The following is a 5,362-nucleotide window of genomic DNA, read 5'->3' as shown; positions in this document are numbered from 1 at the left end:
TCTGCTTCATCATTAGTATTGTCATAAAAGTGACCACCTTCAAAATTCTTGGCGTCTACTTTTATAATTTCCTCCTCTTGACTTTCGGGTGAAGCTTGCTGTTCAGCACTATTTTCGTCGTCTGAGTTAGGAATGTTATCGTCTTCTTCTTCGTCTTTCATTTATTTTGATTCCGAAATTAATTTTATTAAATCTTCTTTGCTTGGCAATACGGTTTTGTATTTACTCGCAAATATCTGTTCGTTATTTTCAGGTAGCGTATATTCTACTACCAAATCGCTTTTGTTCTGACAAAGCACAATTCCGATGGTTTTATTCTCATCTTCTAAACGTTTATTTCGATCATAGTAGTTGACGTACATCTGCATCTGACCTAAATCTTGGTGTTTTAATTCGCCTATTTTTAAATCAATCAATACGAAGCATCGCAATACACGATTATAAAATACCAAATCAATCCTAAAATGCTTATCATCAAATGTAATTCGGTCTTGACGCGCTACGAAAGTAAAGCCGTGACCTAGCTCCAAAAGAAAACTTTCTAGCTTATTGATAATTTCACCTTCTAAATCAGATTCAGAATACTGGTGCAATTCAGGTAAACCTAAAAATTCAAGAATATAAGGATCTTTTATGATGTCTTTTGGCTTCTCAATAATTTGACCTTGTTGAGCAAGCTTCAATATTCCCTCCTTGTCTCTACTTAAAGACAATCGTGTGTACAATGCAGTATCATATTGTCGTTTTAATTCTCGAACACTCCAATTATTTTTAGCAGTTTCGATTTCGTAAAAACTTCTTTCGTTTTCATCATCAATGCGCATTAAAAATGTGTAATGTGACCAAGTTAATTTAAAGAATGAAGTAAGTACTTGCTTGTCTTCAGCAAAATTCCGAGACAGTGATACGGAATTTGAATTTTCAGAAATCGCAGACAGTGTCTGCGATTTTGCATAAACAAAATAAAATCTTTTTATCTGCTCTAAATTTCTAACAGAAAAACCTCTACCGAACTCCATACTTAATTGCATAGAAAGTCCTTTTAACAGTTGTTTTCCGTATTCAGCTCTATCTTTTCCATCTTGCTCTTCCTCAACAATCATTCGGCCAATTTCAAAATAGGTATACACCATTGTTGAATTTACCGTACGCAAAACCTGTTGTCGGGCGTTTTGTAAAAGTTCAACAACTTGCTGGAATAAAACCTTGTTTTGAATACTATCTGACATTAGAAAAACCGCATATTAATTAAAATTCTATTATATTTAAAAAAACCAACTGTAAATACTCAAACTATAGAAGTGACCACGTAACGCAAATAATTTCCTACTTACCATTCTCTATTTAGTTTATAACTACTCTTTTGAAATTATTTAAATCACTTCAGAGTTTTTGTTTTTCTTTTATAAAAAACTTGACCTACCCTATTTATGTGTTCTTTTAAACTATCCGATTGTAATTCATTATAAACTGATATATCAAATTTATAAGGAATATAACTATCATCTAAATCGTGCCATAATTTGCTAACATCCACTTTTTCAGGTTCGCCCAAAATGGTAATATCAATATCTGAACCTTCTCTATAATTTCCTTTGGCACGTGACCCATAAACAATTACCTCATCAATCGACAAGCAATTCTCAATGATTTCTATAATTTCTTTATAGCTTTGGGGATACAATCCGAACATTACAAAAGAGTTTTCATTTTATTCTCAAAATCTGTAAAAACAGCTATATAATCATTTAATATAACTTCTAGTATTTTTAAAATTTCATTTTCGTCATAGATATGTGAAGTTAAGTTTCGACTTTTAATCATATCTAACCAAATTGCACCATCAGAAATAATCCCCACATTAAAAGCTTCTTTTACAGCGTTCTTACTACCAAACAAATCCGTTTTTCCTTGCTCCTCCAGAAAATCTTTCATCACCTTCCAGGACAATTCTTGTGAAACCTCAAAAGCCTGAATAACGCCCTGTAATTCCAATTCAGAGAAAGCTCTTTCCTTTTGAATCACCTTAGCATTTTTTAATTGTCTAAAGGCATTTCTGAAATGTTCAAATCTTTGTTTCCAACGAATATCTTGATTTTCCATGTTACAAACTAACTACGATTTCAAATATTTAATAACAAAATAAGCAACCGTAAAACCTCCAAAAAAGGCAGCAATCACATATATTATTTGTTTTTTACTTAGCATGCTATTTTATTTTTATTTTATTCTTTCTCAGCTACATCCAACTCGACTTTCAAGTTTCTGATGATAAATTCTTGGCGGTCTGGTGTATTTTTCCCCATGTAAAACTCCAATAATTTCTCAATAGAAGTAGCCTTATCTAACATTACAGGTTCCAACCGAATGTCTTCGCCAATAAAAAACTGAAACTCATCTGGCGAAATCTCTCCCAATCCCTTAAATCGGGTAATCTCGGGCTTTGGTTTTAGCTTTTCAATTGCATTTCGTTTTTCTTCGTCAGAATAACAGTAAATGGTCTCTTTTTTATTTCGAACGCGAAACAATGGTGTTTGTAAAATGTATAAATGGCCATCCTTTATCAATTCAGGAAAAAATTGCAAAAAGAACGTTATCAATAATAATCGAATGTGCATCCCATCGACATCGGCATCGGTTGCGATTACGATGTTGTTGTACCGCAAGTTCTCCATGTCGTCTTCGATATCCAAAGCCGCTTGCAACAAGTTGAATTCTTCGTTTTCATACACAATTTTCTTTGTCATTCCGTAAGAATTCAAAGGCTTACCACGCAAACTAAAAACCGCTTGTGTATTCACATCACGCGATTTAGTAATCGAGCCCGAAGCCGAATCTCCCTCGGTAATAAACAAAGTGCTTTCTAAATATCTTGGATTTTTGATATCACCCAAATGCACACGACAATCTCTTAATTTCTTATTGTGTAAGCTCGACTTCTTAGCTCGGTCTTTGGCTAATTTTCGAATACCTGAAAGCTCCTTACGCTCACGCTCCGCTTGCAGAATTTTACGCAATAGCAAATCAGCTGTTTCAGGATTTTTATGCAGGTAGTTGTCTAATTTTGTTTTCACAAAATCATTAACAAACGTACGTACTGAGGGCATTCCAGCTTCTGAACCTATATCAGTAGAACCTAATTTGGTTTTCGTCTGTGACTCAAAAACAGGTTCCATCACCTTGATACTAACAGCACTAACAATCGATTTACGAATATCCGAAGGCTCAAAGTTTTTATTGTAAAATTCCCGAATCGTTTTTACAACTGCTTCTCTAAATGCTACTAAATGCGTACCACCTTGAGTCGTATTTTGACCATTTACGAAGGAATGGTATTCTTCGCTATATTGCGACTTACTATGTGTCATGGCTATTTCAATATCATCCCCTTTTAAATGAATGATAGGATACACCATGTCCTCGATTGCAATATTTTCATCTAATAAATCTTTTAATCCATTTTCTGAAAAATACTTCTCACCGTTGTATATAATTGTTAATCCCGTGTTTAGATAACAATAGTTTTTAAGCATTTTGATTACATACTCATTTCTGAACTTGTAATTTTTAAAGATGGCTTCATCAGGAGTAAAAGTAACCTTAGTTCCTTTACGCTTGGTTGTATCAATAATATCCTCTTCGAGTACTAGATTTCCTGCTGAGAACTCTGCCGCTTTTTGTTTGTCTTCACGAACCGACTCTACTCTAAAATAATTAGACAAAGCATTCACCGCCTTAGTACCAACACCATTTAAACCTACTGATTTCTTGAAGGCTAAGGAATCGTATTTACCTCCTGTGTTCATTTTAGAAACCACATCGACCACTTTTCCTAACGGTATACCACGACCGTAATCGCGTACTGCAACGGTTTTGTCTTTTATGGAAACTTCTATCGTTTTACCTGCACCCATGACAAACTCATCGATACAGTTATCGAGCACCTCTTTAAGTAAAATATAAATACCATCATCAGGAGAAGAACCATCACCTAGTTTCCCGATATACATACCAGGGCGCATGCGAATGTGCTCTTTCCAGTCGAGTGACCGAATATTATCTTCGGTATATTGATTTTGATCTGACATTTGATTTTTGTGGATTTCGTGCTAATATAGCATATCTCGATATATTTTAAAAGCAGCAACAACCAAAGTTATTAAGAATGATATTGACAACCTTAATTAAAAGCTATTTAAGGAAAAACAGGACGCTAAAACTGCAAGCTAACGATTCCTCTTAAATCATTATCCAATTGGGTATTGGAAATTTGTCCCCTCTCGATATCAAAATTTTCATTGAAGCTGGGTAGTGAAAAAGTAGCTTTGATTACTGCACCATAGCGCGGAAAAGCATTTTTAGCAATCTCTAAAACAGAGCTTCCTCCTCTAGCACCGGGAGATGTAGCCATCAAAAGCATGGGTTTATCCTGAAAGACTTTGGCATTGATTCGCGTACTCCAATCGAATATGTTTTTGAAAGCCGCAGTGTAATTCCCATTGTGCTCCGACATAGAAACTACCAGAAGATCAGCCTCTTTAATCTTATCTAAAAAAGCCTGCGCCACCTCATGCTCGCCAATTGTCATCTCAAGATCTACGTCAAAAAGAGGCATAGTATACTTGTTTAAATCTAAAACTTCGACAGTAGCAGTTTCAAAAAGCGATGCTGCATAGGTTGCTAATTTTTTATTAATTGAATTGTTGCTGGTGCTTGCGCCAAAGGCTATAATTTTCATAGAATTATTTTTATTTTAAAGGTACAAAAAAATATAAAACATAAAAAATCAAGTTGTATTTTACTTTTTTACCCCTGATTGAAACGAAAAGCATTTTGAACAGATTCCCTCTTTTTTCTTGGCAAAAAAGAGCGACTAGAAGAAGCTCCTTTTTTGACTTAGAAAAAAAGGGAAGATGGAAAAATCTTGTAGTGGAAAGCAGGATTAGGTCCTTACATAAAGTTGGCAGAGCTTGGTCATTAGTAAACACAAAAAAACCTGCAAAATTAACTTTTACAGGTTTCCTTTATTGTATGTCTTAATTTATATCGAACTACACGTTAAAACGGAAGTGCATTACATCACCATCTTTTACAATGTATTCTTTTCCTTCTACTTTAAATTTACCAGCTTCTTTCGCTTTCGCTTCTGACCCGTAAGCTACGTAGTCTTCGTATGAAATTACCTCAGCACGGATAAAGCCTTTCTCGAAATCAGTGTGGATAACTCCAGCTGCTTGTGGTGCAGTAGATCCAATATTGATGGTCCAAGCACGAAACTCTTTTACACCTGCGGTAAAATACGTTTGTTGCTTTAATAATTTGTAAGCTGCACGAATTAACCCAGAAGGAAAAGAATACATTG

The 5,362-nt window shown here is 34.7% G+C and carries 6 protein-coding genes; all 6 read right to left on the bottom strand.

Features of this window, described 5'->3' with window-relative positions; genetic code table 11:
- Positions 1-161: 161 nt before the first annotated feature.
- A complete protein-coding gene (locus tag P8M54_RS00030) occupies positions 162-1,229 on the bottom strand; it encodes a PDDEXK nuclease domain-containing protein (RefSeq protein WP_300283631.1) in 1,068 nt (355 codons plus the stop codon).
- Between the two features lie 149 nt (positions 1,230-1,378).
- The gene (locus P8M54_RS00025; RefSeq protein ID WP_300283629.1) at positions 1,379-1,693 is read right to left on the bottom strand and encodes a nucleotidyltransferase domain-containing protein; all 315 of its coding nucleotides are present in this window, start codon (positions 1,691-1,693) and stop codon (positions 1,379-1,381) included.
- Positions 1,693-2,103: a nucleotidyltransferase substrate binding protein gene (locus tag P8M54_RS00020; RefSeq protein WP_300283627.1), complete on the bottom strand. Its 411-nt coding sequence runs from the start codon at positions 2,101-2,103 to the stop codon at positions 1,693-1,695. The genes P8M54_RS00025 and P8M54_RS00020 overlap by 1 nt, the downstream gene beginning before the upstream one ends.
- Before the next feature lie 122 nt (positions 2,104-2,225).
- Positions 2,226-4,088 carry a DNA topoisomerase IV subunit B gene (locus tag P8M54_RS00015; protein WP_300283625.1) on the bottom strand — a complete coding sequence of 621 codons (1,863 nt, stop codon included), beginning with the start codon at positions 4,086-4,088 and terminating at the stop codon, positions 2,226-2,228.
- A gap of 125 nt (positions 4,089-4,213) precedes the next feature.
- Positions 4,214-4,738: an NAD(P)H-dependent oxidoreductase gene (locus P8M54_RS00010; RefSeq protein ID WP_300283623.1), complete on the bottom strand. Its 525-nt coding sequence runs from the start codon at positions 4,736-4,738 to the stop codon at positions 4,214-4,216.
- A gap of 313 nt (positions 4,739-5,051) precedes the next feature.
- Positions 5,052-5,362 (bottom strand): DUF933 domain-containing protein (locus P8M54_RS00005; protein ID WP_300283621.1); only part of this gene is annotated, 311 nt, incomplete at its 5' end.

Source organism: Flavobacterium sp. (assembly GCF_029242675.1).
Lineage (GTDB): Bacteria > Bacteroidota > Bacteroidia > Flavobacteriales > Flavobacteriaceae > Flavobacterium.
This window is presented reverse-complemented; position numbering and strand designations above follow the sequence as displayed.